The following is a 25,947-nucleotide window of genomic DNA, read 5'->3' as shown; positions in this document are numbered from 1 at the left end:
CGCAGGATCTGAATATCCTGAATATCCTGCTAACTCCGGGCGGGTGTGCGACGTTTCGGGCGCCTGTGCGACGCCATCGGGCGGGTGTGCGACGCTATCGGGCGGGTGTGCGACGCTTTAGGCGTCACCAGCACCTTTTTTCCTCACGCGGTCGCCATCCACAGTCAGGCCGAGCGCCTTCAATTCGTCGGCGTCTTCCCTCAGCCTGAATCGTGCATCGCGCATTGCCTTGCTTGGTACGGTGCCAGCAACGGCTACGATAACGGTGTCTACATACCAACCACCCGTCGGCTCGACTTTGTGGCTTAAGACGTGCCTTGCGACGGCCTGGCTGATGCCATGCTGTAGGCGAGCAATGGGGGCCGGGTCATAGTACAAACTCAAGTCATGTTCGAGCAGCATCACAAGCGCAACCCCAAGCCGCACCCTCCACAGATTCCGCTCTCTTCCCGTCAAAGGGTCAGGGCGTGTCATGGGTGAAGGGATAACGTGATCAATCAATCCGCCGATGATTGGGAAATCGAACTGAGGCGTCTCGATTGTGATCGTCGCAGCTCTCAGCTCGGCCAACAGCTTTTCGATCTGAGTAAAGCTGTACCGGCTGTCGGAAAGCGTTTTCCGCACGCGGGCTGGGTCTACGAGCAGCTCGACTCCACCATCTGAAACATCACGCCGCCGTTCGGCGCAGTACAGAATCGCCTCAACAATATCGGCGTGCCGCTGACCTAACCTGCCGGTCACGCGACATCGACCAAAAGAGGTATCCATCCAGTCGCCTTCCCGCAACCGCGGGCGCTGGCTAGGTTGATAGAGCATTACTCGTGCCTGCGCGCTGGTACTGGTGGGGGTCACGGCATTACCACCGCTCATCGTCACTCCCGTTTACGACGTGCAGGACGTTCTCCTTCTTCACCTCCACCAGTTCCACCGGCACCAGGACGCCGCCATCGTGACGTCGGTACCATCGGTCGAGAGCGGTCGCGTCATAGTTCTGCTTGCTGACACCAAACCGGATAAAGAAGCCGCGTCGGTCGTTGCCGATGGGCCGTCGGTCATAGTCGCGGTCGCTCAAACGCTTCGCCTCGTCTTCACTCATCTTGGCGACGAAGCCACACCAGCGGGCATTGTCGATTAGAGCGGATGCGCCTCGCGCAGCCTGCTGCTGATCGGTTTGCCCTTCGCGGGCGCTGCCCTTGCTCACATGGTGTAAGTACAGAACCGATGCGCCGGTGCTGGCCGCGACGTGCTCAAGCGTGGCGACAAGCCTCGCCATGTCACCGTTGCTGTTCTCGTCCTTGTCGTGAATTCGGCTCAGGGTATCCAGTACGATCAACCGAGCACCCGCGCAAAATTCAATGACACGGGCAAGGTGCCGATCATCCATCACGTTCAGGCGCTTGCCCATGATCGGCTCAAGGGTGAGGTTCTGCGCGATAGCTTCGCGTGCCTGCTGATTCAGGTGCAGGCCTATCGCATGAATTCGCCGTACCAACGCAACTTCCGGGTCTTCCCCTGCGAAATAGACCACGCGTCCAGCGCGTTCAGGGGCAATCCCCACCAGGTCCCCACCGGCAACGGCGCACGCGATGGACATTGCAGCTTCCAATGCCCAAAAGCTCTTCCCCGTGGCTCCTGGGGCTACTAGCGCTCCCACGGTTCCTGCGAGAAAACCTGGCCATACAAAGTCGAGTAAAGGCGGCTCGTTGTCGAACGCGGCTCTTAAATCAATCGCCACGATTAAGCCCCCAATCCAGGGCGGCGAGCTTGGATACCCGACAACTTGCGGGCCTCGATCCACTCCTCAACGTCAGCCAGGTCCCACACGACATTTCGGCTGGTTAGCGCAATGCGGCGCGGGAATTCTCCCCGCTGCTCCAAGTTGTATATCGTGCGCTCACACAGCGGGATCATGGCGAGCAGCCTCTTCTTATTGATGAGCGTTCGGTTTGTCGTTGCTTGCATGCATTGACCTCCATCAGGCACTTTCGAATACGTGCCTGATCATGCCTTGCAACGCGGGTTGCAGCAGCCGAATAATTGGCGATAATGGTTGACATGAAAATTAAACCAACCATAGCTGTTTGGGAGAATTGCGATCCCACAGTGTCTGAAGCCATCGGGCAGTTTCTGGATCGCTGGCACCCGTATTCCAGGTACTCGGATCGCTACCCCATCATCAGGCTGATAAAAAAGCTGATCGACCCTGCCGTGGCCCGATATATGGCCACGCTGCCACAACGCTACTTGGGCCACGTCCCTGGCGCGGGAACCGGGGTGAGCTTTAGCGAAATCACTCGATTGATCGGGCTTGACGCGATGGCTCGCGTGCAACGCCAGTTACTGCGCCAGTTCATCAAGACCTTGGACAAGCAATCCGCAAGGGACACGCGGTTCGTGGCGACGCTGGAAACGTTAATTGAGCTAGTAGAGTCCTGCGCCAGCAAACGACCAGGAAAGTCGCAAGTTCGCACCACACGCCTAAATGGAGAACGGCGGCAGGGTTTTTGCCGGTTCTGTGGATCACGTACCGAACTCGCCTTGTACGCTGACGGAGACGACGCTCCGAAAGCTGGGGATCACGAGGATGCGCTTCGGCTAAGCAGCCAATACTGTCTAAATCATCGACCTCGGTTACCGAATGGCGCATGGAACCCGGCCTATCGGCAGGCGAGGTGGTCAGCCGCTCAATTCGAGCTTGAACTAGCCAGACTTACCCGGCAATGCGCGAAGCGATCCACCCCCCGTGCAGCAGCATCCGGTGACCCGCTCGTTGATGAGTACTTTTTTCACTACATGCTGGGCCAGACCATACAGCCTGCCGACATAGCTGAGCTGCGTGACTTGGCACGACTGATGGTGGACTCCAAGCTGTCAGACACCAAAAAGAGAATACTGATGCTCCAGCATTTGGACCTCAATCAGTCGGAAATCGCAGAACAGCTTGTAGGCAACGGCCAACGGCCACTGACACGCCAAGCAGTATCCAAGGCAATTGCCTCTATCCCCAAGAGCTTTCACCTGAAACAACCGAAGCGCCCTGGGCGGTGAACACTGCTCGGTCGCGCTCAGGGTTCGCATTGGTGAAAGCACAGGAAATCTCTGTATTTCTCATGGAAAATTCGAGGGAAATCCGGCGAAATCCAATGAAAACACAAGGATCGTCAATGCGCGCCGTACGCAGAGCAATTGCAGCGCTTTACATAGGGATCGATGTGGATTTTCCTTGGTGTATCCAACGGCGTCAGCCGGGCAAGATGGGTGAAGTTAGCTAACCGGCGAGCCGGTCATCTATCTTCACTCCCCCTTATTCGCACCTGGCGGTGCTCAACGGGCATCTTGCTCTGCGAGGCGGGTGGAACTTGGCCGTCATGCCGAGGCTGTCCGCCGAAGGCCATGCCGTTTTTTAGCGGCTAAAATCGCATGAGGCAGGAAAGTGCTCCATGCACTCATTCCTTCGGACCTGGCTTCCTGAGCGTCCATTCGTCAATCATGTCCGCCCAATCCTGTAGCATCGCCGTCCGCTGCTCGCGGTACTCGGCTTTGTTGTACACAGACCTGACGCCTCTCTGCTCGTGCGCCAGGCACTTCTCGATCCAGTCCGTGTTGTAGCCGGCCTCATGCAACAGCGTGCTGGCCGTACGGCGCAGATCATGCGGCCCAAATTTGGCTAGCGATTTCCCCTCCTTCTGCGCCAGTCGGTATGTCAACGTCAGTACCTGGTTGAGTGTGGCACTGCTCATGGGTAAGTCCGAGTCATACCGCGACGGAAGCACATAGGCCGATCCGCCGGCAAAAGTCTTGAGGGCGATGAAGATGTCCAGCGCCTGCCGTGACAGGAAAACCAAGTGCGGATTGCGTCGCTTCATCCGCTCCTTGGGGATTGTCCAAAGCGCCTCGCTGAAATTGATCTCGCTCCAGGTAGCGTTGGTCAATTCGCTTTTACGCACCATCGTTAGAAGCAACAGCTTCGCGGCTGCCCGGATGGATGGTGTCGTGCCGATCCGCTCCATGTACTGGTACATCAACCCGATTTCATCGGGTGTCAACGCACGGTCACGCGGCTCGAATTTGGCGATGGTCGTCGGTCGAACCAGTTCTGCCGGGTTCTCCACCTTCTGACCACGCTCAATGGCCCAGCGATAAACCTGCAACACGATGTCGCGGGAATGCACCGCAGTCGCTGGTGCACCTCGCTCGACAATGGCATCGGTTAGTGCCCTCAAATCTTCGTGGGTGATCTCGATCAGCTTCTGATTGCCGAATTTCGGCTTCAACTCACGCTCGTACACCGAACGACGCATATCGCGGGTGGAGTCCGCCATCTGATAGCCCCGCAGCCACTTTTCCGCCCAGGCTCCGAACGTCTCAGCGCCCTTGACGCGGGCTTTATCGCGCGCCTTCTCCTTGGCAGGTGACTTGCCGGCTGCGATCAGCTTCTTTGCCTCCCCCAGCCGCTCGCGCGCTTCTGCGAGGGAGATGCCGCCGAGACCGTAGCGTCCGAAGGTGATCGTCTCCTGCCTGCCGTGAATTGAGTAGTTGTAGCGGAACGAAATCGAACCCGCCGGAGTGACCGCCACGTAGAGGCCATCACGGTCATTCACCTTGTAGAGCTTGTCCTTTGGCTTGAGGTTGCGCAGCTTGGTATCAGTCAGCATGGTTCGGCTGGGTCTCCACTCAAAAATACCATGCTCAAAAAGCCTCGCACCCCTCCAATAAAATCCTTATAGATCAATGCGTTGCCCAATCTCAATACCATGACAGGCCCGCAAAGGGCAGCATGGTATCGAGTGCCGAACATGGCACCAGACTCAAATCGTACCATCTACCATGCCACAGAAACGGGATGCTTGGCGATGCAAAAACTTGCCAGTCAGTACCAAGCAGAGAATGAAAAAAGCCCGCAGTTACGCGGGCTTAGAGGTGATTTCCTGCCATTTGGTGCCGGTCTATGCCAGACGCGGGATCACTCCCACTCAATCGTACCCGGCGGCTTTGACGTCACGTCGTAGACGACGCGGTTGATGCCCCGCACTTCGTTGATTATGCGGGTTGCCGCATTGCCAAGGAAGTTCATGTCGTAGTGATAGAAATCAGCGGTCATGCCGTCTACGGAAGTCACAGCGCGCAGCGCGCAGACGAATTCATAGGTACGGCCATCGCCCATCACGCCGACAGTCTGAACCGGCAGCAGAACCGCGAAAGCCTGCCAGATGGCATCGTAGAGGCCAGCCTTGCGGATTTCGTCCAGATAGATCGCATCCGCTTCACGCAGAATTTCCAGCTTTTCGCGCGTGATGCCGCCGGGGCAGCGGATCGCAAGACCCGGCCCAGGGAACGGGTGACGACCGATAAAGCTGTCCGGCAGGCCCAGTTCCTTGCCGAGCAGGCGCACTTCATCCTTGAACAGTTCGCGCAGCGGCTCAACCAACTGCATCTTCATGCGCTCGGGCAAACCGCCGACATTGTGGTGCGACTTGATCGTGACCGAAGGTCCGCCGGTAAAGGAAACGCTTTCGATAACGTCCGGATAAAGTGTGCCCTGCACCAGGAAATCTGCGCCGCCGAGCTTCTTGGCTTCTTCTTCGAATACTTCGATGAAGAGGCGTCCAATCGTCTTGCGCTTCTTTTCCGGATCGGTTTCGCCTTCCAGTTCACCGATGAAACGGTCGGAAGCATCCACGAGGATCAGCGGCAGATTGTAATGTTCGCGGAACATCTCAACGACCTGCTGCGCCTCGTTCTTACGCATCAGGCCGTGGTCGACGAGAATGCAGGTGAGCTGGTCGCCAATGGCTTCGTGGGCCAGAAGGGCTGCAACAGAGGAATCCACGCCACCGGAAAGCGCGCAGATGACCTTTCCGCTGCCGACCTGCTTACGGATCGCTTCGACAGCCTGTTCGCGGTATGCGCCCATCGTCCAGCCCGGCTTCACACCGACGATACGATGAACGAAATTCTGCAACAGCTTGGCGCCATCCGGCGTATGCACAACTTCCGGATGGAACTGCACGCCGTAATATTTGCGCTTTTCGTCGGCGATGGCTGCAAAAGGTGCGTTCGGCGACGTACCGATGATTGTGAAACCATCCGGCAGCGATGTTACCCGATCGCCGTGGCTCATCCAAACCTGGTGACGGGTACCCTTGGCCCAGATGCCTTCGAAAAGCGGGCTGTCTTCCTGCACATCCAGGAAAGCCCGACCAAATTCGCGGTCATGACCACTTTCCACCTTGCCGCCCAGTTGGGCGCAGATCGTCTGTTCGCCGTAGCAGATGCCAAGAACCGGAATACCTGCCTCGAAAACCGCCTGCGGCGCACGTGGCGAGCCGATGTCGGTCGTCGAATGCGGGCTTCCTGAAAGGATGACGCCTTTCGGCTTCAGCCGTTTGAATGCCTCTTCAGCAGACTGGAAAGGAACGATTTCACAATAGACATTGGCCTCGCGCACGCGACGCGCAATCAGCTGCGTGACCTGGCTGCCAAAGTCGATGATAAGGATTGTGTCGGGATGTGCCGTAATACTCATGTGCAGCATCTATTTAAAAAGTGGCCGGGATGCAATGCCTATATGGGGTATGGACGAGATGCTCAACAAGTGTGTTGCGAAAAAAGGGCCCATACTGACACACCATTGTCAGGAGGAGATGAGGCCATCCGCGATTGCAGCTTCCAGTCGCTCGACCGCGTCGGCTAGTTTTTCATCTATAACATGCAGATACTGCGTCCAGTCGCCGACATGCTGCAACTCGCTTGTGCCATCGGAGATACCTCTAAGCCCGAAAAGAGGGACACCTGCAAGTTGGCAGGCTCGCAGGCAGGCGTAAGTCTCCATATCGACCATATCTGCATCAATTGCCGAATAAATATCGCCGGAAACAATGTTTGCGCCGGTTGAAAGCGATGCAGCAGGGATTTCGGGCACATAAATCGGAAGTTCAACCACCGTGGGGAGGTCAAGAAAGGGCGTCGCTCCCTTTTCAAATCCAAGCGGCGAAGCATCCATATCGCGATAAGATACGGAAGATACCTGAAATACTTCCGCCTGGGCTAATTTGGCTGATCCGGCCGAACCCAGCGAGACCACGAGGTCGGGTTTTTTGCCTGCGTGAATCAAGCTGCCGAGAGCATATGCGAGATTGGCCGCCGCTTCGACTGGCCCTACCCCGATCATGACCGGCGTGAAGAGCTTCGCCAGGTGCCGTCCATATTCGGCATCTGCTGCCATAACGTAGAGCAGGCGCTTTCCGGCGACGGTCTTTATCATCCCTGCAAGCCTTTTCTATCCTGCACCACCATCATCGTCCCGGTCATCGTCGCGATGAGACGCACTTCCGTGTCGGTGACCGCAAATGCCTGGCCATCGCTGACCATGATCGTCCGACCGGGTTTGGTCACCTCGCCACGGAACAGAAAGCGTTCGCCCTTGCCCGGAGCAAGCAGATTAACCTTGAATTCGATGGTCAGCACCGCCGCATCGGACGGCATCAGCGTAAGTGCCGCGTAGCCACAGGCGGAATCGAGCGCAGCCGAAATCACGCCTGCGTGGAGAATGCCGTGCTGTTGCGTCAGTTCTTCCCGGAACGGCATCTCGATTTCGACAATACCGGGCTCACACCGTGCCAGCTCAGCACCAATCAGCTTCATCGCAGCCTGCCGCCCGAAACTTTCCTCCACGCGTTCCTTGAAATCCGGTTCGGCTACACGGTGTGCTGACATCGGCTCGGTTCCCCCGTTCCATCCGTTTGCTTTTACACATTGTCCGGCGCAAACCGCTTCGCACTTTTGCCGGGAATGCTCTAGTTCGACCTTTGCAGAATGCTCACATAAAAACCGTCAGTGTCAGTAGACAATGGCGAAAATACCGCGCCGTACTCGGGGAATACCGGCTTGATGTCACCGGCATCTGCAACAACTGCGTCCCACAAGGGCTGCGGGGCGACTTCCGTAAAATCAGCATTATCGCGAAGAAACCGCGCCACTTGCCGGGTATTTTCTTCAGCAAAGAGCGAGCAGGTGACATAAGCAAGCCGCCCACCCTGCTTCACATAGTGCTTGGCCGATTCCAGCACTTCCCTCTGATCCTGAACGCGCCGCTCAAGCTGCTGCTCGTTCAGCCGCCATTTTGCATCGGGACGGCGGCGCCATGTGCCGGAACCGGTGCAGGGCGCATCGGTCAGCACCAGATCCATCTGCCCCGTGAGCGGGTCGAGCGCGTCGAGACTTCCATGCACCTGTGTATTGCGAACCCCTGCACGCTGCAGTCGTTCATGCATGGGTGAAAGCCGCGCACGTTCGGCATCGTAGGCGTGAATTTGACCGCTGTTTTGCATCGCAGCCGCCAGAGCCAAAGTCTTGCCCCCGGCCCCGGCACAGTAATCCAGTACCTGCTGACCGGGTTTCGCACCGGCAAAAAGCGCGGCAAGCTGTGATCCGAGGTCCTGCACCTCGAACCAGCCATCGAGAAAAGCCTGCTCACCCTGTACATTCGGATGGCGACCAAGCGCTTCGATCGGCGGTATGCGCAAGGCTTGTGCAAGGAACGGCGCCGGCGCAGCGCCGGCTTTTTCCAAGGCCGCAAGCGTTTGCTCAGGCTTGGCCTTCAAACTGTTTACGCGCAGATCGACGGGTGGCCGCGTTGCCAGTGCCCTGCCCTCGTCCATCCAGCGCGCACCAAAAAGCTCCTCAAGCGAAGAGGCACACCATTCCGGTATGTCTGCTTGAACGTGCGAGGGCGCTTCGGCAATATCCCGGCTTTCCCAGGCAATACGGCGCGGCTGTTCCAGCGTTTCAGGCGCGAACTTGTCGCCGTCGAGGACCGTATCGATGCCCGCGATATCCATGCCACCATCGGCCAGCAAAGCGCCGAATGCGAGCGCGCGCGCGTCATCAGCATCCATTCGCCACGCAATGGACAGTTTGCGGCGCAGTGCGTCATAGACGATATTGCCGATCACAGCGCGATCGCCTGCGCCTGCGAAACGATGGGTAGCGCCCCAATCCTTCAGCACATCAGAAGCCGGGCGCGTGCCCGCTTCGATCTGATCCAATACCTCGATAGCTGCCTGCAGGCGTCCGCCAAGCCGCATTGTGTCTCCTTCTCGAATGCCTGCTCGGGCATAGCCTTCCTTGCAGGGAAAAGGCAATCGGCAAATCAAAACAAAAAAAGCCGAAGCGGCGAGCTCCGGCTTTTTCAAGCTTACAATGCCAGCTTATTCTGCCGCTGTTGCCTCTTCGCTCAAGGCAATCGTGTTGGCTTCATAGCCATGAGCATCCTTAAGCGCTTTGCGCTCCCCGGCTTCATAATCGGGATGGACCAGCTTGAAGTGACCAAGCTGGCGCTCAACGATGAACCCTGGCACTCCCGCCATTGCCGCAGCAATGTTGGAGAACAGGCGCTGCTTCTGACCGTCATCGAACAGATTGAACAGAGCACGTGGCTGCGAATAGTCGTCATTGCCGACACGGTGGTCGTAACGGGCGGCATCGCCGGAAATACGCAGCGGCGGCTCCTTGGCAGCTGGCTGCTCGACCGGCCCGTTGAAGGAATTCGGCTCGTAATAAGCGTCCGGATTGCCGGTCTTGATGCCGCCATAGACATTCATCTGACCGTCGCGGTGATAATGATGGACGCGGCATTTCGGCTGGTTGACCGGAATGCTTTCGTAATGCGTGCCCAGCCGGTGGCGATGAGCATCCGCATAGGAGAAGATACGAGCCTGAAGCATCTTGTCAGGCGAGTAGCCAATGCCCGGCACGATATTCGACGGCGAGAACGCTGCGTTCTCAATCTCGGTGAAATAGTTTTCCGGATTGCGGTTCAACTCCATGATGCCGATGTCGATCGGCGGATAGTCGGCATGCGGCCAGACCTTGGTGAGGTCGAACGGGTTGTAAGGCGTTTTGTCGGCATCGAGTTCCGGCATGATCTGCACCTGAACCTTCCACTTCGGATAATCGCCCTTATCAATGGAAGTGAAGAGGTCTTCCTGTGTAGATTCACGCGTGCGGCCAATCACGGTCTCGGCTTCCGCATTAGTCCAGTGCCTGTGGCCCTGCATGGTCTTGAAATGGAACTTGACCCAATAGCGCTCACCGGCATCGTTCCAGAACGAATAGGTGTGAGAGCCGTATCCGTTGATGTGACGGACGTCCGTAGGCAAGCCGCGATCCGACATCAGGATCGTTACCTGATGCAGGCTTTCCGGTGAGAGCGACCAGAAGTCCCACATGGCTGTCGCTGAACGCAGGTTCGTCTTGGGATGACGCTTCTGGGTATGAATGAAATCCGGGAACTTGACCGGATCGCGCACGAAAAACACAGGCGTGTTGTTGCCGACGAGATCCCAGTTGCCTTCCTCGGTGTAGAACTTCAGGGCAAAGCCGCGCACGTCGCGCTCAGCGTCGGCGGCTCCAAGTTCGCCGGCAACGGTGGAAAAACGCGCCAGCATCGGCGTCTGAGCACCCGGTTGGAGAGCCTTGGCCTTGGTATATTTTGAAATGTCGCCGGTGATGGTCAGTGTACCATAAGCACCCCAACCCTTGGCATGGACCGCACGTTCCGGGATACGTTCGCGATTTTGATGGCTCAGTTTTTCAATGAGCTGGTAATCCTGCATCAAAAGCGGGCCGCGCTCGCCTGCGCTCAGGGAATTCTGGTTGTCCGGTATCGGAGCACCTGCGCTCGTCGTCATTATCGGGCGATCTGCCATGGGAATTCCCTCCTGAAAAGCCAATATTGGAATACGACCAGCGTCCGAGAAGCATGACACGGCTTGTCCGCGTCACACCGGGGCTAGTGAACGGGCGTAGATTAGACCTACTCCAATCATAATCTCCAATTGCTTTTCCGATTATTTCCGATAAGTTTTTCCTATCATGTTTACAGTACGTCAGATGCGCTATTTCGATGCGCTCGCCACCACACTGCATTTTCGCAAGGCGGCCGAACTGGCCCACGTGTCGCAACCGGCCCTTTCGGCTCAGATAGCGGAAATGGAAGCGCTTGCAGGTGCGCCGCTCTTCGAACGCTCGCAGCGGCAAGTGATAATGACAGAGCTCGGCAAGCAACTTTATCCGGGCATTCAGACGGTTTTGCGCGAGCTCCACTCCCTTGAGGAAATAGCAGCGCAGAGCCGGGGGCTTCTGCAGACACGGTTGCGGCTGGGCATAATTCCCACAGTGGCCCCCTATTTGGTCCCGGTTCTGATTCCGCTTCTGCGCGAACGACATCCGTCGTTCCGCCTTCAATTACGAGAAAGCGTGACTGCCAGACTACTGGATGAACTGCATGCAGGCGATATCGATGCGATTGTTGCCGCTCTTCCAATTGACGACGAGCGACTTACCCAAAGGAAGCTCTTCGATGATCGCTTTCTGATCGCGACCTCCACCAACGATCAAACTGTTCTCGCTTCGCCGATGACACAGGACAATGTCGCTCTCGATCGTCTGCTCCTGTTGGAGGAAGGACATTGCATGCGGGATCAGGCGCTTGCCGTTTGCTCGCTACCGTCGCAGCGCCAGCTGGTAAAATATGGCGCCACCAGCATGACCACCCTTTTGCAAATGGTGAGCCATGGCATGGGCCTTACACTCATCCCAGAAATCGCGGTGCGCGCCGAAGCACGCAGCAATCATATGCGTATTGTCCCGTTTGACGGCGAACAGCCGAAGCGGGAGATTGCCCTCTTCTGGCGGCGGCAGAGCATGCGTCGAGAGGATTTCAACGCCCTCGCCGACTGTATCGTCGAAAGCGCACAAAAATTGAAAGTGAACCCGGACGATCTCATCACCCTCGGCTCGTAAGACCTTTGCACTCTTAAGGCTGCATTAAGCTTCGAAGCCTAGCCACCAAACGTTTTGATTCTGAAACGTATTGCCTGGAGGGGATGATGAGGTGGTCTGATTTGACGGCCTATGGCGTGGTCTTTTGCCTTAGCCTGGGATATTTCGCGGCGACGAGCGGCAGTTCGCGATCGTCTGCACCGCCACGTACCAGCAATAGTGTCGCCAAGAGTACGGCGACTGCGCCGCAGAAAGCGGCGACTGCTGCAAACACGCAAAGCGCGCCCGTAAAAGCCGCAGAGACTGAAGAAGCAGCCTGGAACATACCGGATCCAGATACATTGCCTGATGACGCGTGGGGACGCGTTGTGCGCGAAGGCCGTGATCTGATTATTGCGACTTATGCGCATATAGGCCCGGAAGTAGCCGATGAAACCAAACGTTTTGCAGGCAACAATCTTTCCTGCCAGAGCTGCCATCTGGAAGCAGGAACCAAGAAGTATGGATTGCCACTGGTTGGCGTCTACGGGGACTTCCCACAATATCGTTCCCGTGAAGGGCAAGTGGGCACGATTGAGGATCGCGTCAATGGCTGCATGACCCGAAGCCTGAACGGCAAAGCGCTCCCTATCGACTCTGCCGAGATGAAGGCGATGGTCGCATACATCAAATATGTATCCGCTGGCACGATTGTCGGTGAAAACACGAAGGGGCGCGGCTCCGGAAAAATGCCTGAATTGAAGCGCGCGGCGGATCCGGTACATGGCGAGAAACTCTACGCCGAAACTTGCGCCGCCTGTCATGGAGCGGATGGCCAGGGCAAGCGTGTTGGCGTCGTGGGCGATGCAAAGGGCTATGAATTTCCACCGCTTTGGGGCCCGGATAGCTTCAACGATGGCGCAGGCATGAACAGGCTGATCTCAGCCGCGAATTTCATTCACGCCAACATGCCGAACGGCGTATCGCTGGAGGAACCACAGCTGGAGCCGGAAGACGCCTGGGACATCGCTGCTTTCTTCCAGTCCAAGCCGCGTCCGGCGAAAGCGGACCTGGATAAAGACTTCCCGAACCGGTTGGAAAAGCCGGTAGACGCTAGCTACGGCCCTTATGCCGACGACCTGCCCGTTCAAACGCATAAAGTTGGGCCGTTTGACGAAATCAGAGCCGAGATCAAGAAGCTGAAGACAGTGACGAACTGAAAAATGAAAAAGGCGGCGCAACCGAGCCGCCTTTTCCTTTTACCTATGCGAAATGATATTACATACCGCCAGGATAGTTCGGGCTCTCCCGGGTAATCGCAACACCATGCGAATGGCTTTCCCTCAAACCGGCATTGGAAATGCGCACAAAGGTTGCCTTTTCGCGGAATTCTTCCAGCGTCTTCGCCCCCACATAACCCATGGAAGCGCGCAGTCCACCAGCAAGCTGGTGAAGAACCGCGGAAATCGGACCCTTGTAGGCAACCTGTCCTTCGATACCTTCCGGTACGAGTTTCAGCTCATCGCGCACTTCCGCCTGGAAATAACGATCAGCCGAACCACGCGCCATGGCTCCGACCGAGCCCATGCCGCGATAGGCTTTAAACGAGCGGCCCTGATGCAGATAGACTTCCCCGGGGCTTTCCTCGGTACCGGCCAGCAGCGAGCCTGCCATCGCGGCGACTGCTCCGGCGGCCAGAGCCTTGGCAAAATCACCGGAGAACTTGATGCCACCGTCTGCGATCACCGGGATATTTTGCTTCTGCGCCGCCTCGACCGCTGACATTATGGCTGAAAGCTGCGGAACGCCGACGCCCGCAACGATGCGAGTGGTGCAGATGGAGCCCGGCCCGATACCAACCTTGACCGCATCCGCTCCGGCATCGATCAGCGCCTTGGTACCGGCAGTGGTTGCCACATTGCCTGCAAGAATTGCGACATTGGGATAGGCTTTCTTGATGCGCGCCACAGCATCCAGAACGCGCTGTGAATGGCCATGTGCCGTGTCGACGACCAGAAGATCAACACCCGCTTCGATCAGGCGCTCGGCGCGTTCGTATCCGTCTTCACCGACGCTTGTTGCAGCAGCGGCGCGCAGGCGACCTTGCGCATCCTTCGCGGCGTTGGGATTGAGCTGCGACTTTTCGATATCCTTGACCGTCACCAGACCGACGCAACGTCCCTGATCGTCGACGACAAGAAGCTTTTCAATGCGATGTGCGTGCAGGAGGCGCTTTGCTTCGTCCTGATTGACATTCTCACGGACCGTAATCAGGTTTTCGCGGGTCATCAGTTCGTGGATTTTCTGCTTCGGATCGGAAGCAAAACGCACATCGCGATTGGTCAGGATGCCAACAAGACGTCCGGGCCCCTTGGCTGCATTCTCGACAACCGGAATGCCGGAAATTCCGTGCGCCTTCATCAATGCCTGCGCATCGGCCAGAGTGGCGTCCGGTCCGATGGTAACCGGGTTCACAACCATGCCGGACTCGAATTTCTTCACCTGGCGGACTTCCTCCGCCTGACGCTCCGGCGTCAGATTGCGGTGGATGACCCCGATGCCCCCGGCCTGTGCCATTGCGATGGCCAGACGGGACTCCGTTACGGTGTCCATGGCCGCCGAAAGAAGAGGAAGATTAAGCTCGATGTCCTTGGCGATGCGCGTGCGCAGATCGACCTGCCCCGGCATTACTTCGGAATGGCCCGGCTGAAGCAGCACATCGTCGAATGTGAGAGCGAGCGCGCCAGTGGGCGATTCCACGATTTTAGCCATTGCCAATTCCTTTGCCGGTTTTATCGAATGAGAAAAGCCGCCTCTCCGGAATAGGTCCGGGAGCAGCGACGAGTCTGATTTGCTAGGTTGAATTGGCACCGGCTGGTAACACGGTTATGACCAAATGGGAAGCCTTTTGCAGACAAGTTTCAGTTACCGATAAGGATTTGGGTGATAAATCTTCGCTCATCGCAATCCGGGAGTGACAGATTTGCAGGCAAAGTGAAAAATTCCGCCAGCGAATTCGCCTTTATCCGCGGCCCAAAACTATGTGAAACATCGCATAGCAACCATAAGAACGATGTCCGCGACGCTCGGCACGCTAAAGAATATGCACTCACCACAGAGTGAAAATGGAGGAGAAAACTGTTCATGGATCGCAGAAGATTTGCCATGTCGCTTGCAGGACTTGGAGCAATGCCCCTTGTCGTCAATGTAGCGTCCGCTGCCAACAAGGGAGGAGAAAGCGTGCTGGAACTCATGGGTGGAAGTATTACGGATGTGCCCGGAATTAAGCTGGGTCATCATACGCTGACAAAGCGCCCGACCGGATGCACGGTTCTGCTTTGCGAGGAAGGCGCTTCTGCCGGGGTTGATGTGCGCGGTTCCGCACCCGGTACGCGGGAAACCGATCTGCTCGATCCGATCAATTATGTGCAGCAGGTTCAGGCTATCCTACTATCCGGCGGCAGCGCCTATGGTCTGGCGGCCGCCACCGGGGTGATGCGATATCTCGAAGAGAACAATCTCGGTTTCAAGATTGGCAAGGGCGTTGTTCCGATTGTACCGGCGGCAATCCTGATGGACCTTGGTGTTGGCGATTTTTCTGTCCGCCCCGGAGAGGAAGACGGCTATCTTGCCTGCAAGGCAGCCAAGGCGGAACCATCGGGCGAAGGCAATATCGGCGCGGGTGCAGGAGCAACTGTCGGCAAGATGTTCGGCATGGACTATGCCATGAAGGGCGGGCTTGGCACGGCGAGTTACAAGGTCCCTGGCACCGAAATCGTGGTCGGCGCCATTGTTGCCGTCAATGCTGTCGGTGACGTCTATGCCCCTAACTCACGCCGGATACTGGCCGGCGCGCGTACCGAGGACGGCAAGGGATTCCGTGATACGATGTCAGCCATCATGCAGGGTTACGGCGTGGTTAAATCGGGTGGCGCGAACACAACGATCGGCGCGATAGCGACCAATGTCCCGTTCGACAAAGCGCAGCTTAAGAAGATCGCCGGCATGGCGCATGACGGCTTTGCGCGCACGATCAACCCGATCCATACGATGTGGGACGGTGACACGATCTTCGCTCTTTCCACAGGCAAGGCGAAGGGGGTGGAGGCCGACGTAACGGCAATAGGCGCGATTGCAGCAACCGTGATGGCAGAAGCCGTGGCCCGTGCAGTTATCAATGCGGATAGCCTCAAGGATTTGAACCTGCCCGCACACAAGGATTACGCAAAAGAATAAGCTGACTATCGGGATGACGCTGGCAGGCGGATTTTGGCAATTCCTCCCAATGCGCATAGGCGAGTCTTGGCGGGCGATAGAAGCGTGTTCTTTACGGAAGCGAATCCTTTTATAGTCCGCCCATGCCCATTCGACACTTAAGCGAAACCATCATCAACCAGATCGCGGCGGGTGAAGTCATCGAGCGCCCCGCCAGCGTCATCAAGGAACTTGTCGAAAACGCCATCGACGCCGGAGCGACCCGCATCGAGGTCGTAACGGGGGGCGGCGGCAAGACCTTGTTGCGGGTAACGGACAATGGGTCCGGCATTCCCGTTGACGAACTTCCCTTGGCAGTTTCCCGCCACTGCACCTCCAAGCTTTCAGACGATGTGCACGACATCCGTGCTCTGGGATTTCGTGGCGAGGCCCTTCCATCAATCGGCTCGGTGGCCAAGCTGGTGCTCAAATCCCGTCCGCAAGACGCCGACTCCGGCTTCGAAGTTTCTGTTTCCGGCGGGCATCTGGACGGGCCCCGCCCCTCAGCGCTCAATCGCGGAACGATAGCGGAGGTGCGTGACCTTTTTTATGCGACGCCGGCCCGCCTCAAATTCATGAAGACTGACCGCGCGGAAGCTTCCGCCATAACCGATGTCATCAAACGCATCGCGATTGCCTTTCCGCATATCCGCTTTTCCCTTGCAGGCAGCGACAGGACGCCGCTGGAGCTTGCGGCAACGGGCAGCGGCGCCGAAGCAACGCTTGAGCGCATCAATCAGGTATTGGGAAAAGAGTTCGGCGAAAATGCGCTGGCCATAGATGCCGAGCGCGACGGTGTGCGGCTGGCGGGTTTCGTCGGCATTCCCTCTCATAATCGCGGCAATGCCTTGCATCAGTTCGCCTATGTGAACGGTCGCCCGGTGCGTGACAAGCAGCTTTTCGGTGCATTGCGCGGAGCCTATGCAGACGTGATGGCGCGGGATCGCCATCCGGTTGCCGTATTGTTCCTGACGCTGGATCCCGCGCTGGTCGACGTCAACGTGCATCCTGCCAAGGCCGACGTGCGTTTCCGGGATCCGGGTCTTGTGCGCGGGCTGATCGTCGGCGCGATCAAGCAGGCACTGGCGCAATCGGGCATAAGGCCCGCGACGAGCGGCGCCGATGCCATGCTGCAAGCCTTCCGCGCCGAAGGGTTGCAGCCCTCGCCGTCCTCCTTTGCCTCGCGTTCTTCCTCTACAGGTTACGCCTCCGGCGGCTGGCGTCCTGCACCTCCCGCCCCGCGGACGGAATGGTCTCCGCAGACTGCGCATCCAGCCCATAGGCCACTCGATTTCGCAACCTCGCCATCTTTTCAGGAGAGCGAGCAGGCGACGCTTGCAGCCGTCAATGTGCTCGCGGCGGATGCCCGTGCAACAGTTCACGAAGCGCCAGCGGAACTACAGCAGAAACCACTGGGAGCAGCCCGCGCACAAATCCACGCCAACTACATCGTGTCACAGACGGAAGACAGTCTCGTCATCGTGGACCAGCACGCTGCACACGAACGCCTTGTTTACGAAGCCTTGAAAAACGCATTGCATTCCCGCCCGATACCGGGACAGATGTTGCTTATTCCTGAAATCGTCGACCTTCCGGAGGAGGACGCCGAACGGCTGGCAACACACGCGGAAACGCTTGCTCGCTTCGGCCTCGGGATCGAGCAATTCGGGCCGGGCGCTATCGTCGTGCGTGAAACGCCAGCCATGCTCGGAGAAATGAATGTGCAGCAATTGATCCGCGATCTGTCGGACGAGATTGCGGAGCACGACACTTCCGATGGGCTGAAAGCAATGTTGAACCATGTGGCGGCGACGATGGCCTGTCATGGTTCCGTGCGCTCTGGACGGCGGTTGAAGCCTGAAGAAATGAATGCGCTTCTGCGTGAAATGGAATCCACTCCCGGCTCAGGCACCTGCAACCACGGTCGTCCGACCTATATCGAACTGAAGCTGACTGACATCGAACGGCTTTTCGGCAGGCGCTGACAGAATTACGACAGAGCAAAATGCGGTACTGCTGGACGCAACGCGCGACGCTTGCTAGAGTCCGTTACAAAGGTTTTAGACACATGAATAAATTTGAATCGCCCCGTTCCTCCGAAGCTGTTCTGCGCTATCTCGACGGTGACTACGAGATCGTCCGGCATGGTGCCTATGTGGCATGTGCAGTGACCGGCGCTCACATCCCGCTCGATGAACTGAAATATTGGAGCGTAGCCCGGCAGGAGCCTTATGCAACGGGGCTGATTTCTTTTGAACGGGAGTTGGAAGTCAATCCCGAGCTGCGCAGCCGCAGGAAGGCTTAAACTAGCTCGTCACGCGGCTTTTGAAGCGCTCTGTGACCGTATCCAGAATTCGGCCGAGCGCATCCTTGCGATCAAATTTAAGGTCGACGTCGAGGACAGCAAGTTTTTCCAGAAATCCGGCGGGGACTCCAACCATCGTTGCCAGGCGCACCTGATCCTTCGCCGTGGTGATCAGACCCAGGCCTTGGCGGCGGGCAGCATCTGTCAGGTTGCGGATATCATCCGCTTCGAAACTGTGATGATCAGGAAACGAGCGCGTTTCCACAATCTCACCTCCTGCTTCAGCAACACTTGCATAGAATTTTTCAGGGTTGCCGATACCGGCAAATGCAAGCCAGCGATTACCCGCGACCGGTGCTGTAGACGAGGGCTCAAGACGCGCTTCATATATGGGTCGGCCCGCTCGCGCTGCCTGACGGATCACGAAGTCGGCGCCGTCGCCCTTGCCAATGCGCAGCAAGGCATCGGTCTTGCGCATCTGGTCGGTCAGCGGAGCCCGCAACGGGCCTGCCGGTATGACTTTCCCATTTCCAATGCCGCGTGCCGCATCCACCACCAGCAGCGAAAAATCGGCAAAAAGCCGCGCGCTCTGAAAACCGTCATCCATGATGATGAAATCGCAGCCGAGCGTCTGCAGATGTCGCGCTCCCTTCAGTCGATCAGGACAGAGAGCTACCGGGGCATGGCGCGCTAATAGCAGCGGCTCGTCCCCAACGTAGCGCGCACTGTCATGTGCGGCATCGACAACGTGCAATCCCCTGTAAGCGCCACCATATCCCCGCGAGACGATACCGGGGCGCAAACCCCGCGCTTTTGCGCCATTGGCAAAGGCGATGGCGGTCGGGGTTTTTCCAGCTCCCCCCACCGTGAAATTGCCAATGCAAAGTACGGGCAGGGAAATTCGCGGCGGATCCGCCTTCAAAAGCCGACGCCCGGCCACCGCTCCGTAAAGCAGGGCAGCAGGCGCCAGAGACATCGCACGCCAATCAGGCTTTTCCCACCAGAAAGGCGGCGCCTCACTCGCCATGGTCAGTGTCCGCCCGACTGATATGCAACCTCATTGCGATTGCCGGGCAATTGTGCCTGCAGGATCAATGGCTGGATGAAAGGCTCAAGTGCTACGAGCGTCCGGTCCAGCGCACCGCGCATGTCTTTCACCGTATTCACACCGGCATTGATCATGCCACGCAGATGCTGGGGATTGTTGAACAGGAAGTTGATCGCCCCTGCCAGCATGTTGCGATCCTTCACAATGCGCGCACCGCCATTCTTGATGAGACGCTGGAAGGATTCCCGGAAGTTCTGGACATTCCGCCCTGTCAGTACGGCGGTCCCCATCATTGCTGGTTCCAGCGGATTATGCCCGCCTTCCTTGGTCAGGGAGTTGCCAATGAATGCAATCTCCGTGAGCTGGAGATAAAGCCCCATCTCCCCGATCGTGTCACCCAGAAGGATATCCGTGTCGGCTTCAATCGGCTCACCGGCGCTCCTGCGTGCAACCTTCAGGCCTTTTTCAGCAAGCATGGCTTCAATGGTGGGAGCGCGATCCGGATGGCGCGGCACGATGATCGTGACAAGATGCGGATAACGGACTTTCAGCATCTGGTGGACTTCGGCGGCAATCGCTTCTTCACCATCATGGGTCGAAATGGCAGACCATGTCCGCCGTCCGGCGATCTGGCGTTGCAATGCAGCTAGCGCCTGCAGATCGGCTGGTGGTGGATTCGTATCCACCTTCAGATTTCCTGAAACGCTTACCGGCCGTGCACCCAGCGCCCGGAAGCGATCTGCGTCGAGTTCCGATTGTGCGACCACATAGGCAAAATTTTCAAAGAGCGCTTCTGCCAGGGCCGGTCTTTTCTGCCAGGCGGCAAAAGAGCGATCAGACATGCGCCCGTTGACCAGAACCTGCGGCGTATGGCGGCTGCCTAGTGAAAGGACTGTTGCCGGCCAGACTTCGGATTCACAACCAATCGCAAGATCAGGCTTCCAGTGGTTGAGAAACCTGTTGACCGCAGGCTGCAGGTCCAGCGGTGCATATTGGTGGATAACCTTGTTACCCAATTGTTCCGCAACAACTTTCGCCGACGTCACCGTGCCGGTTGTCAGAACGATATGAATACCCGTTGCAGCTATCCGCTCAATCAACGGTGTGATTGCAACTGTTTCTCCGACGCTCGCCGCATGAGCCCAGATGACTGGCCCCTGGGGACGCGCGATAATGGATTTGCCGTAGCGCTCGCCACGACGCATGCGTTCTTCCTTGCCGCGAGAAGCGCGGTAGGCAATGTAAGGCCCCATGAGAGGATAGGCCGCGGAGCCGAGTACGCGGTAGGCAGACAACATATTGCGCGCCCAGCGTTCGCTCATTTCGCTTTCTCCAACGCTGCATAGGCCTTGGCGGTCGCGTCGTTGAGTTGGCGCGTTAGCTCCATGCGTTTTTCTTCCAGTTGCGTTTCATCGGCATCCGCGTCGACCCATACATTGTCGCCGCGCACGATAATCGAACGCCCGAAGGGCAGCGGAATCGCCGTTTTATCCCACGACTTTTCCAAAACATGGTTCCGGGAGAAGGCATAAGCAACCGGTATTATCGGACGGCCGGATAATTTCGCCAACAAAATGATACCTTCTCCTGCCTCACGCGGCTTCCCGTGAGCAATATCCGCTATCATTGACGCCGATTGCCCTTTCTTGAGAGCATTCTTCAGCGTCAGAAGTGCCCGTGCCCCGCCCTTTTCAGGTTTTGAGCGAGAACCGCGACCGCCAGACCCGCGCACCGTCACCAATCCGAGCTTCTCCGCCACACGCGCATTCAGCTCCGCATCCGCGCTGCGCGAAAACATGGCAACCAATTCGATTCCCCGGGGACAGATGAACGGCCCCATAAGATGCTGCCCATGCCAGAAAGTCACGATGAATGGATCGTCCTTGCCGACGAGTGCTTGCGGATCGGCAGATTCCTTCAGGCGCGAATTGGTGAGATAGACGAATTTGAAGTATGCGGTGATCAGCCACACAAGCACAGATCTGACCACGGCAGACTGCGCCAGCGGTCCGCGAATGCGCCGCCATAAGCGCTTCGCGAATCCCTGTTTTTTCCGTCCGGTTGCCTGACCTGAGCTGTTTTCACTGTGCATCCGGTATGGGCCGCTGCTCAATCCGCCTTCAATGTCACACCTTCGGGATCGAGCAACCGATGCAGGTGCACGATGAAGTAGCGCATGTGGGCATTATCTACCGTTTGCTGGGCCTTGGACTTCCACGCGGTCTTGGCCGATTCGTAATCCGGGTAGATGCCAACGATATCGAGGTTTTCAAGATCACGGAATTCAACGGTACCGAGCTTTTTCAGCTCGCCGCCAAACACCAGATGAAGAAGCTGCTTTTTGTCGCCTTCGACGCTCATGACAATTATCCCTGAACAAATTTGGTTCGCGGCATGATTAACCCAAGGGTCAGCCCGCGACAACACTCAACATTTCTTGCAGAAGGTTCCCGCTGGCGGCAACGAGAGCGCCATGGCTCCGCGTTGGTCCACCATATGCGATCGGCAAGGCATCGCTTGTCAGGATTGCCCCGCCCGACTCACCGAGGATCAGATCAGCTGCTGCCAGATCCCAATCATGCGAATTGGGCCGAATGAAGGTGCCAGCTATATCTCCACGCGCCACCATTGCAATTCGGTAAGCAAGAGACGGAACATAGGGATGAACCTTTGCGCGGCCTCGCCAGCTTTCCGGAAGTGCCGTCACCATGTTGCGCGCAGATGCTATTGTCACCTGTTCATCGGGCGATGGTAATCTGACACGAATGGCAGCGCCGTTCTGCGAAGCGCCGACACCTTTTCCCGCCACGATGAGTTCCGCTCGCGCCGGACATTCCAGCACACCCGCCAAAGGACGACCATTTTCGATGACGGCAATGCTCACACACCATTGATCCTGTCCGGCGATATAGGCACGCGTGCCGTCGATTGGATCGACCACAAAGGCACGGCTGCGTTTGGCCGCCGCCCGATCATCGACAGTTTCTTCCGATATCCAGCCATAATCCGGCCGCGCGTTCAAAAGAACCTCTTTCAAATAGCGGTCAACGGCAAGATCCGCTTCACTCACCGGCGACACGCCATCCTTCAGCCAAACCTCCGGCGACCTGCCAAAGTAGCGCATCGCGATGCGGCCTGCTTCGCGGGCCGCATCTCTTAACAGGGCCAGTTCTCCAGAAACGTCGTTGTGCTTGTCAATTTCCGGCAAGGGTCATGCCTTCGATTACGAGTGTCGGCGCCGCCATTCCAAAGTTCCTGTCAATATCGGACGCAGGCGTCATATTGAGGAACATATCCTTGAGGTTCGAAGCAATCGTCACTTCGCTTACAGGATAGGCAAGTTCCCCATTCTCGATCCAGAAGCCCGACGCGCCACGGCTGTACTGGCCGGTAATCATGTCCACGCCCTGCCCGAACACTTCCGTCACGTAAAAGCCTGTGCCGACGGAACGAATTAACTCTTCCGGCGATTGCGAACCGGGCTCTATCGCAAAATTGGTGGATGCTGGCGAAACACCAGAGCCGGAACGAACGCCCCGGCCATTGCCTTGCAGTCCAAGTTCACGGGCGCTCGATCCTGAAAGCAGCCAATAATTGAGAACGCCGTCCTCGACCATCATCAACGGCTGTCCTTCAAACCCCTCACCGTCGAACGGACGCGAGGAAGAGCCGCGCACACGCAGCGGATTATCGGTAACATTTATACCGGACTTGAGAACCTGTTTGCCGAGACTGTCACGAAGAAAACTGGTCTTGCGCGCTACCGAAGCGCCGTTGATGGCGCTGGCAAGATGCCCGGCAATACCACGGGCAAGCCGGGGATCATAAACGACTGTGACGGGACCGGTTTTTGCCTGACGCGCACCCAGTCTCCGCACAGCGCGTTCTCCCGCGCGGCGGCCTATTTCGCTAGGTGTATCCAGATCGGAAAAATGCAGCCGCGAACTGAAATCGTAATCGCGCTCCATTTTCGTGCCCTCGCCAGCAATGGCAGAGACCGACCGGCCAAATCGTGTAGCCGCATAGTGCCCCGAAAAACCTGTTGATGTGACGAGCACCAGGCCACCCAGACTGCGCGAAGCGCCAGCCCCGCCCGAATTCGACACGCCTTTAACCGCAAGCGCCGCCTCTTCCGTCGCAAGGGCATCCTGAGTCAAACGTTCGGTATCGATTTCCGTTGAATCGAAGAGATCAAGATCGCGAGGCGAGACCACGAGCAGCGAGGGATCGGCGAGTTGCTCATAAGGGTCTTCCGGTGCAACACGCGCCATGGCTACAGCCCGCTCAGCGAGCCGGTCAGGGTCGGCACTCGCATTCGCGGAAACACTGGCAATGCGGCGACCTACAAAAACCCGCAAGGAGAAGTCATCGCTCTCCGACGATTCGGTTCCCTCAACCTTGCCAAGTCTCACCGACACGCTGACAGAACGCGCCCGCATCACGACTGCGTCAGCGTGATCGGCACCTGCCCGCCTAGCAGCGGCCACGAGCACGGCGGCTCGATCGACAAGTTTTTCCGCCGAATTATCTGAAATCATTATATAATCCGAGTTTCCCAAGCGCTTCGCGGTTCGACCACGCACCATAGTCTGCGGCATGATCGAAACCGGGACTTGTCAAAAAATATCGTCAAATTGTTCGACATCGGGCTGATTACAGCCATATCTTGTTTCTATATTGACGAAATCCAAGGGCTTCAAGGCAAGTCCTCCCACATTTCTCCAAATTCCAAGAGCTTGGCATGGTTGCGACTGGCGGAAACCTCTACCTACAGTGCCTGATGATTCTGGGCGGCGCGATTATCGCGGCACCGCTGTTCAAGCGATTAGGGCTTGGCACGGTCCTCGGCTATCTTGCGGCAGGCATTACGATAGGCCCCGTGGCAAGCCTTGTCGCCGATGGAGAGGAATTTCTGCATTTCTCCGAACTCGGCGTCGTGTTCCTGCTCTTTATCATCGGTCTCGAGCTGAAGCCGTCAAGGCTTTGGGCTCTCCGCCATTCGATTTTCGGCCTTGGAAGCGCGCAGGTACTGCTTTGCGGAGCCGCACTTACTGCCCTTGGCATCTACTTTGCCGGTCTCAGCACAGAAGCAGGAATCATCATCGGTTTCGGCCTCGCGCTCTCTTCCACGGCATTTGCCATGCAGGTGCTGGAGGACCGGGCTGAAACCAACCAGAAACACGGGCAGCGCGCCTTTGCGATTCTGCTGTTTCAGGACCTGGCGATCGTACCAATTCTTGCAATCATTCCAGCGTTATCCCCGAACGAGCCTTCCCAGGCCAGTGCTGGTTTTCATCTCGCCACTGCCATCGCAGCCATTGCAGCGCTGGTGATTGCGGGACGCTATCTCATCAATCCCATGTTCCGCATCATCGCCAATACCGGCGCTCGTGAAGTCATGATCGCCGCCGCGCTCTTTGTGGTGCTTGGGTCGGCCAGTCTGCTTCAGGCTGCTGGCCTTTCGATGGCCATGGGCGCATTCATTGCAGGGGTCTTGCTGGCGGAATCATCCTACCGGCACGAACTTGAAGCCGACATCGAACCATTTCGCGGAATTTTCCTTGGCTTGTTCTTTGTCGCAGTCGGCCTGTCCCTGAACCTTTCGGTAATCCTTCAATACTGGAAAATAATCCTTCTTGCTGTTCCCGTCTTCATGGCAGCCAAGATTGGGATCATTTACCTTCTATGCCGCGCCTTCCGGTCCAGCCATAATGATGCCGTGCGGATCGCTTTTCTTCTTCCGCAAGGCGGCGAGTTTGCGTTCGTACTTTTCTCTGCGGCCACTGCGGGAGGCATAATCTCCAGCGCTCTCGGTTCAGAGCTTGTGGCCGCGGTTACCGTTTCCATGGCACTCACCCCGCTTTCTGTCGCACTCGGCTCGAAACTGCTCATCAAGGACAAGACGGTCGATGTCATCGAGGAGAATTTTGACGGCGCCGGTTCCGACGTGCTGATGATCGGTTTCTCGCGTTATGGCCAGATCGCCGCTCAAATCCTGCTTGCTGGCGGTATCGACGTAACGGTGATCGACAGTTCTCCCAATCGCGTCCGCGCAGCCGGAAAATTCGGTTTCCGTATCTATTTCGGCGATGGCACCCGCAAAGACGTGCTGGAAGCATCAGGAATCCGAAAGGCGAAGATCGTCGCCGTCTGTACCCACAAACGGGAAACGACCAACCACATCGTCAATCTCATCCAGTCGGAATATCCAGACGTAAGGCTGTTCGTTCGTTCATATGATCGCGAACATACATTGCAATTAAGGGCCCAGGGCGTGGAATACGAACTGCGCGAAACGTTCGAGTCCGGTCTGCTTTTCGGTCAGCGCACGCTCGAAGGGCTCGGCATGGCCGAAGCGCAAGCCTATGGAATTCGCGAAGACGTGCGTCAGCGGGACGAGGACCGGCTCCACGTACAGGCTTCGGAAGGCATCATGGCTGGTCGACATTTGTTGTTCAATAAGCCTGTAACGCCTGAGCCGCTGGTCAAACCCACTCGCGAAGGCCAGCGTATCGACAAGGCGGTGGAAGATGCAACGGCCTCGTCAGCACAGGCCGTCCCGGCAGAATAGCTCTGC

Annotated in this window: 23 protein-coding genes; 7 read left to right on the top strand and 16 right to left on the bottom strand. The window is 57.4% G+C overall.

From position 1 onward, the window contains the following. Nucleotides 1-117 precede the first annotated feature (117 nt). From ACOWVS_RS01230 to ACOWVS_RS01220, 3 genes are read right to left on the bottom strand one after another with little or no spacing between them, the layout of a single operon-like run. On the bottom strand, nucleotides 118-870 hold the full coding sequence (locus ACOWVS_RS01230) for an ABC transporter ATPase (RefSeq protein WP_075041566.1): 753 nt from the start codon (nucleotides 868-870) through the stop codon (nucleotides 118-120). Then, complete coding sequence (locus ACOWVS_RS01225; RefSeq protein ID WP_075041567.1) at nucleotides 857-1,735, bottom strand: helicase RepA family protein; 879 nt, start codon at nucleotides 1,733-1,735, stop codon at nucleotides 857-859. Before ACOWVS_RS01225 ends, ACOWVS_RS01230 begins: the two co-directional genes overlap by 14 nt. Nucleotides 1,736-1,737: 2 nt before the next feature. After that, nucleotides 1,738-1,962, bottom strand: coding sequence for a helix-turn-helix transcriptional regulator (locus ACOWVS_RS01220; RefSeq protein ID WP_023114650.1), 225 nt, complete (start codon nucleotides 1,960-1,962; stop codon nucleotides 1,738-1,740). 93 nt (nucleotides 1,963-2,055) lie between these two features. On the opposite strand from ACOWVS_RS01220, the gene ACOWVS_RS01215 reads away from it, so the two are divergent. Next, complete coding sequence (locus ACOWVS_RS01215) at nucleotides 2,056-3,048, top strand: LuxR family transcriptional regulator (RefSeq protein ID WP_247644412.1); 993 nt, start codon at nucleotides 2,056-2,058, stop codon at nucleotides 3,046-3,048. A gap of 398 nt (nucleotides 3,049-3,446) precedes the next feature. Here ACOWVS_RS01215 and ACOWVS_RS01210 read toward each other — a convergent pair whose 3' ends face one another. From ACOWVS_RS01210 to katA, 6 genes are all read right to left on the bottom strand, one after another. After that, on the bottom strand, nucleotides 3,447-4,655 hold the full coding sequence (locus tag ACOWVS_RS01210) for a tyrosine-type recombinase/integrase (RefSeq protein WP_075041569.1): 1,209 nt from the start codon (nucleotides 4,653-4,655) through the stop codon (nucleotides 3,447-3,449). Between the two features lie 308 nt (nucleotides 4,656-4,963). Then, nucleotides 4,964-6,526: a glutamine-hydrolyzing GMP synthase gene (gene guaA / locus ACOWVS_RS01205; RefSeq protein WP_006472762.1), complete on the bottom strand. Its 1,563-nt coding sequence runs from the start codon at nucleotides 6,524-6,526 to the stop codon at nucleotides 4,964-4,966. A 108-nt stretch (nucleotides 6,527-6,634) separates the two neighbouring features. Then, entirely contained in the window at nucleotides 6,635-7,264 is a 630-nt protein-coding gene (locus tag ACOWVS_RS01200) for a 5'-methylthioadenosine/S-adenosylhomocysteine nucleosidase (RefSeq protein ID WP_006468526.1), read from the bottom strand. Further along, nucleotides 7,261-7,716 (bottom strand): PaaI family thioesterase, encoded by a 456-nt coding sequence (locus ACOWVS_RS01195; protein WP_006468525.1) that lies wholly within the window; start codon nucleotides 7,714-7,716, stop codon nucleotides 7,261-7,263. Before ACOWVS_RS01195 ends, ACOWVS_RS01200 begins: the two co-directional genes overlap by 4 nt. Before the next feature lie 80 nt (nucleotides 7,717-7,796). Further along, entirely contained in the window at nucleotides 7,797-9,086 is a 1,290-nt protein-coding gene (locus ACOWVS_RS01190) for an RsmB/NOP family class I SAM-dependent RNA methyltransferase (protein WP_075041570.1), read from the bottom strand. A 123-nt stretch (nucleotides 9,087-9,209) separates the two neighbouring features. Further along, nucleotides 9,210-10,709, bottom strand: coding sequence for a catalase KatA (gene katA, locus ACOWVS_RS01185; RefSeq protein WP_075041571.1), 1,500 nt, complete (start codon nucleotides 10,707-10,709; stop codon nucleotides 9,210-9,212). A gap of 166 nt (nucleotides 10,710-10,875) precedes the next feature. On the opposite strand from katA, the gene ACOWVS_RS01180 reads away from it, so the two are divergent. Together ACOWVS_RS01180 and ACOWVS_RS01175 are read left to right on the top strand one after the other, a co-directional pair. Next, entirely contained in the window at nucleotides 10,876-11,805 is a 930-nt protein-coding gene (locus ACOWVS_RS01180; RefSeq protein ID WP_006468522.1) for a hydrogen peroxide-inducible genes activator, read from the top strand. 86 nt (nucleotides 11,806-11,891) lie between these two features. Beyond that, nucleotides 11,892-12,983, top strand: a complete 1,092-nt coding sequence (locus tag ACOWVS_RS01175; protein ID WP_006472757.1) for a c-type cytochrome — start codon at nucleotides 11,892-11,894, stop codon at nucleotides 12,981-12,983. A 58-nt stretch (nucleotides 12,984-13,041) separates the two neighbouring features. Here ACOWVS_RS01175 and guaB read toward each other — a convergent pair whose 3' ends face one another. After that, a complete protein-coding gene (gene guaB, locus ACOWVS_RS01170; protein ID WP_006472756.1) occupies nucleotides 13,042-14,535 on the bottom strand; it encodes an IMP dehydrogenase in 1,494 nt (497 codons plus the stop codon). A gap of 372 nt (nucleotides 14,536-14,907) precedes the next feature. On the opposite strand from guaB, the gene ACOWVS_RS01165 reads away from it, so the two are divergent. The 3 genes from ACOWVS_RS01165 (at nucleotide 14,908) to ACOWVS_RS01155 (ending at nucleotide 18,322) form a co-directional block, all read left to right on the top strand. Continuing rightward, complete coding sequence (locus ACOWVS_RS01165) at nucleotides 14,908-15,999, top strand: P1 family peptidase (RefSeq protein ID WP_006468518.1); 1,092 nt, start codon at nucleotides 14,908-14,910, stop codon at nucleotides 15,997-15,999. Between the two features lie 122 nt (nucleotides 16,000-16,121). Beyond that, the gene (gene mutL, locus ACOWVS_RS01160) at nucleotides 16,122-18,002 is read left to right on the top strand and encodes a DNA mismatch repair endonuclease MutL (RefSeq protein WP_006468517.1); all 1,881 of its coding nucleotides are present in this window, start codon (nucleotides 16,122-16,124) and stop codon (nucleotides 18,000-18,002) included. An 83-nt stretch (nucleotides 18,003-18,085) separates the two neighbouring features. Then, a complete protein-coding gene (locus tag ACOWVS_RS01155) occupies nucleotides 18,086-18,322 on the top strand; it encodes a DUF2093 domain-containing protein (RefSeq protein WP_006472755.1) in 237 nt (78 codons plus the stop codon). A gap of 1 nt (nucleotide 18,323) precedes the next feature. Here the strand turns inward: ACOWVS_RS01155 and lpxK are convergent, their stop codons facing one another. Genes lpxK through ACOWVS_RS01125 form a run of 6 tightly spaced genes read right to left on the bottom strand, consistent with a single transcriptional unit; the run spans nucleotide 18,324 to nucleotide 23,908 of the window. Next, on the bottom strand, nucleotides 18,324-19,349 hold the full coding sequence (lpxK, locus tag ACOWVS_RS01150) for a tetraacyldisaccharide 4'-kinase (protein WP_006468515.1): 1,026 nt from the start codon (nucleotides 19,347-19,349) through the stop codon (nucleotides 18,324-18,326). A 2-nt stretch (nucleotides 19,350-19,351) separates the two neighbouring features. After that, nucleotides 19,352-20,692, bottom strand: coding sequence for a lipid IV(A) 3-deoxy-D-manno-octulosonic acid transferase (waaA, locus tag ACOWVS_RS01145; RefSeq protein WP_006468514.1), 1,341 nt, complete (start codon nucleotides 20,690-20,692; stop codon nucleotides 19,352-19,354). Further along, the gene (locus ACOWVS_RS01140) at nucleotides 20,689-21,462 is read right to left on the bottom strand and encodes a lysophospholipid acyltransferase family protein (protein WP_006472754.1); all 774 of its coding nucleotides are present in this window, start codon (nucleotides 21,460-21,462) and stop codon (nucleotides 20,689-20,691) included. The genes waaA and ACOWVS_RS01140 overlap by 4 nt, the downstream gene beginning before the upstream one ends. A gap of 17 nt (nucleotides 21,463-21,479) precedes the next feature. Continuing rightward, on the bottom strand, nucleotides 21,480-21,731 hold the full coding sequence (locus tag ACOWVS_RS01135; protein ID WP_006472753.1) for a DUF4170 domain-containing protein: 252 nt from the start codon (nucleotides 21,729-21,731) through the stop codon (nucleotides 21,480-21,482). 49 nt (nucleotides 21,732-21,780) lie between these two features. Beyond that, nucleotides 21,781-22,578: a 3'(2'),5'-bisphosphate nucleotidase CysQ gene (locus tag ACOWVS_RS01130; RefSeq protein WP_006468511.1), complete on the bottom strand. Its 798-nt coding sequence runs from the start codon at nucleotides 22,576-22,578 to the stop codon at nucleotides 21,781-21,783. Beyond that, complete coding sequence (locus ACOWVS_RS01125) at nucleotides 22,565-23,908, bottom strand: TldD/PmbA family protein (RefSeq protein WP_006472752.1); 1,344 nt, start codon at nucleotides 23,906-23,908, stop codon at nucleotides 22,565-22,567. Before ACOWVS_RS01125 ends, ACOWVS_RS01130 begins: the two co-directional genes overlap by 14 nt. 203 nt (nucleotides 23,909-24,111) lie before the next feature. On the opposite strand from ACOWVS_RS01125, the gene ACOWVS_RS01120 reads away from it, so the two are divergent. Next, on the top strand, nucleotides 24,112-25,941 hold the full coding sequence (locus ACOWVS_RS01120; protein WP_025092075.1) for a monovalent cation:proton antiporter-2 (CPA2) family protein: 1,830 nt from the start codon (nucleotides 24,112-24,114) through the stop codon (nucleotides 25,939-25,941). Nucleotides 25,942-25,947: the final 6 nt, after the last annotated feature.

The organism is Brucella sp. IR068 (assembly GCF_049065885.1).
GTDB lineage: Bacteria > Pseudomonadota > Alphaproteobacteria > Rhizobiales > Rhizobiaceae > Brucella > Brucella intermedia.
The sequence above is the reverse complement of the archived record's forward strand: the minus strand, read 5'-3'. Positions and strand labels throughout refer to the sequence as shown.

What these genes read in the sequence shown, in the direction of transcription:
- ACOWVS_RS01210 (WP_075041569.1), bottom strand. Translation starts at nt 4,655, where the DNA reads ATGCTGACTGATACCAAGCTGCGCAACCTCAAGCCAAAGGACAAGCTC.
- ACOWVS_RS01190 (WP_075041570.1), bottom strand. Translation starts at nt 9,086, where the DNA reads ATGCGGCTTGGCGGACGCCTGCAGGCAGCTATCGAGGTATTGGATCAG.
- ACOWVS_RS01195 (WP_006468525.1), bottom strand. Translation starts at nt 7,716, where the DNA reads ATGTCAGCACACCGTGTAGCCGAACCGGATTTCAAGGAACGCGTGGAG.
- guaB (WP_006472756.1), bottom strand. Translation starts at nt 14,535, where the DNA reads ATGGCTAAAATCGTGGAATCGCCCACTGGCGCGCTCGCTCTCACATTC.
- ACOWVS_RS01200 (WP_006468526.1), bottom strand. Translation starts at nt 7,264, where the DNA reads ATGATAAAGACCGTCGCCGGAAAGCGCCTGCTCTACGTTATGGCAGCA.
- ACOWVS_RS01140 (WP_006472754.1), bottom strand. Translation starts at nt 21,462, where the DNA reads ATGCACAGTGAAAACAGCTCAGGTCAGGCAACCGGACGGAAAAAACAG.
- ACOWVS_RS01135 (WP_006472753.1), bottom strand. Translation starts at nt 21,731, where the DNA reads ATGAGCGTCGAAGGCGACAAAAAGCAGCTTCTTCATCTGGTGTTTGGC.
- ACOWVS_RS01155 (WP_006472755.1), top strand. Translation starts at nt 18,086, where the DNA reads ATGAATAAATTTGAATCGCCCCGTTCCTCCGAAGCTGTTCTGCGCTAT.
- ACOWVS_RS01230 (WP_075041566.1), bottom strand. Translation starts at nt 870, where the DNA reads ATGAGCGGTGGTAATGCCGTGACCCCCACCAGTACCAGCGCGCAGGCA.
- katA (WP_075041571.1), bottom strand. Translation starts at nt 10,709, where the DNA reads ATGGCAGATCGCCCGATAATGACGACGAGCGCAGGTGCTCCGATACCG.
- ACOWVS_RS01220 (WP_023114650.1), bottom strand. Translation starts at nt 1,962, where the DNA reads ATGCAAGCAACGACAAACCGAACGCTCATCAATAAGAAGAGGCTGCTC.
- mutL (WP_006468517.1), top strand. Translation starts at nt 16,122, where the DNA reads ATGCCCATTCGACACTTAAGCGAAACCATCATCAACCAGATCGCGGCG.
- ACOWVS_RS01215 (WP_247644412.1), top strand. Translation starts at nt 2,056, where the DNA reads ATGAAAATTAAACCAACCATAGCTGTTTGGGAGAATTGCGATCCCACA.
- guaA (WP_006472762.1), bottom strand. Translation starts at nt 6,526, where the DNA reads ATGAGTATTACGGCACATCCCGACACAATCCTTATCATCGACTTTGGC.
- lpxK (WP_006468515.1), bottom strand. Translation starts at nt 19,349, where the DNA reads ATGGCGAGTGAGGCGCCGCCTTTCTGGTGGGAAAAGCCTGATTGGCGT.
- ACOWVS_RS01180 (WP_006468522.1), top strand. Translation starts at nt 10,876, where the DNA reads ATGTTTACAGTACGTCAGATGCGCTATTTCGATGCGCTCGCCACCACA.
- ACOWVS_RS01125 (WP_006472752.1), bottom strand. Translation starts at nt 23,908, where the DNA reads ATGATTTCAGATAATTCGGCGGAAAAACTTGTCGATCGAGCCGCCGTG.
- waaA (WP_006468514.1), bottom strand. Translation starts at nt 20,692, where the DNA reads ATGAGCGAACGCTGGGCGCGCAATATGTTGTCTGCCTACCGCGTACTC.
- ACOWVS_RS01120 (WP_025092075.1), top strand. Translation starts at nt 24,112, where the DNA reads ATGGTTGCGACTGGCGGAAACCTCTACCTACAGTGCCTGATGATTCTG.
- ACOWVS_RS01175 (WP_006472757.1), top strand. Translation starts at nt 11,892, where the DNA reads ATGAGGTGGTCTGATTTGACGGCCTATGGCGTGGTCTTTTGCCTTAGC.
- ACOWVS_RS01165 (WP_006468518.1), top strand. Translation starts at nt 14,908, where the DNA reads ATGGATCGCAGAAGATTTGCCATGTCGCTTGCAGGACTTGGAGCAATG.